Annotated in this window: 2 protein-coding genes; one reads left to right on the top strand and one right to left on the bottom strand. The window is 65.4% G+C overall.

Features of this window, described 5'->3' with window-relative positions; genetic code table 11:
- On the bottom strand, positions 1-365 hold a 365-nt coding region (locus AC1D15_RS31455), incomplete at its 3' end, for a hypothetical protein (protein ID WP_477829128.1).
- 179 nt (positions 366-544) lie between these two features.
- On the opposite strand from AC1D15_RS31455, the gene AC1D15_RS31460 reads away from it, so the two are divergent.
- Positions 545-1564: MFS transporter (locus tag AC1D15_RS31460; RefSeq protein ID WP_477829129.1), on the top strand; the 1020-nt coding region annotated here is incomplete at its 3' end.

Genomic DNA, 1564 nt, shown 5'->3' on the forward strand with positions numbered 1-1564 from the left:
ACGACGACGAGAGTCCATCCCGGCTTTTCGCTGGCAAACACGAAAGTGCTCGGATCATTTGCGAGGTAGACGATCTGCACGGGCTTCCCGGCCTTGAAGTCAGCGAGCACCTCCTCTGGAAAGGAATGCTTCTGCGTGACGTCGCGACCATCTTCCGTCTTGAAATGAAACTCGGCTGTGTACGTGGAGGAGCCGCTCTGCTTGAACTCGGTGTACTTTCCAATCGGCTCAACCGTTGCGGTCTTCCCGCGCTTCTGAATGCTCGTGACTTCCGAGCRATCCTTCAACCCATAGCCGATGAAGACAAGTGCTGCGAATGCACCGAGCAACTTGAAGAGAACTTTGCCGTGAGATCTGGAGTGCATAGGGTTGAGTGGAGAATGAGTCCATGTGCTGCAATGCTGCCACGGCCGACGGCAGCCCGCCACACCGCAGATCAGCGCACAGCCGACCGAATCGCCCGTGACACCACGGCCTGCCTGCAGTGTGACTTCACAGCCCGCTCCTGCTCGCCTCGACATCTGGCCTCATTTGACAACTCTGCATGCTTCTTGACATCGGGCCCCTGCGCCGCAACACCGCCTTCCGCCATCTTTTCGCCAGCCAGTTCATCTCGGGTCTGGGCACCATGGTCAGCTATGTGGCCGTGCCCTGGCAGCTGTACGAGCTGACGCATTCCAACGCCCAGGTCGGCCTGCTGGGCCTCGTGCAACTCGTGCCGGTTGTCGCCTGCGGGCTTCTGGGCGGCGCGGTGGCGGACCGCGTGGACCGCAAGCGCCTGCTGATCGCGTCGGAGGCGCTGATGGCCCTGTGCCTGGCGGGCCTGCTGGCCAACGCATTGACCGCAGCGCCCAGCGTGCTGGCGATCTACGCGCTCGTGGCCGTGCTGCAGGGTGCCAGCGGTTTCCACCGCCCGGCGCTGGAAGCGTTGACACAGAAGCTCGCGCGGCCCGAAGAGTTCGCGGCCGTCGCAGCGCTGTCGTCGGTGCGCGGAACGATCGGCATGGTGGCCGGGCCGGCGCTGGCTGGGCTGCTGCTGGCACGCTGGGGCGCGGTAGGCGCCTATGTCTTCGACTTCTGCACCTTTCTTGCGGCGCTGTTCTTCATCTCTCGCATCCCGCGGGCGGCCGTCGGCACGGTGGAGGCTCCGAGCGAACGGCCCCATCTGCTCACCGACTTGGCCGAAGGCCTGCGCTTCGCGTGGGCACGGCCCGCACTGATGGGAACCTACATCGTGGACATCGTCGCGATGGCCTTCGCGTTCCCGGTGGCTCTGTTCCCTGCCATGGCCGCGGCCGATGGGCGCACCGAGACCGTGGGCTGGCTGCTGTCGGCGATGTCGGTCGGTGCGCTGGTCATCGGCCTCTTCAGCGGCTGGACCGGCAAGGTCATGCGCCATGGCCGCGCGGTGGTCATCGCGGCGGCCGTGTGGGCGCTGGGCATCGTGGCGCTGGGCTTCTCGCCCAGCCTGACGCTGGGTCTCCTGTGCCTGGCGGTGGCAGGTGCGGCCGACATGGTCAGCGGCGTGTTCCGCGGCACGATCTGGAACCAGACCATTCCCAAC

It is taken from the genome of Rhizobacter sp. P2_H2 (genome assembly GCF_056403375.1).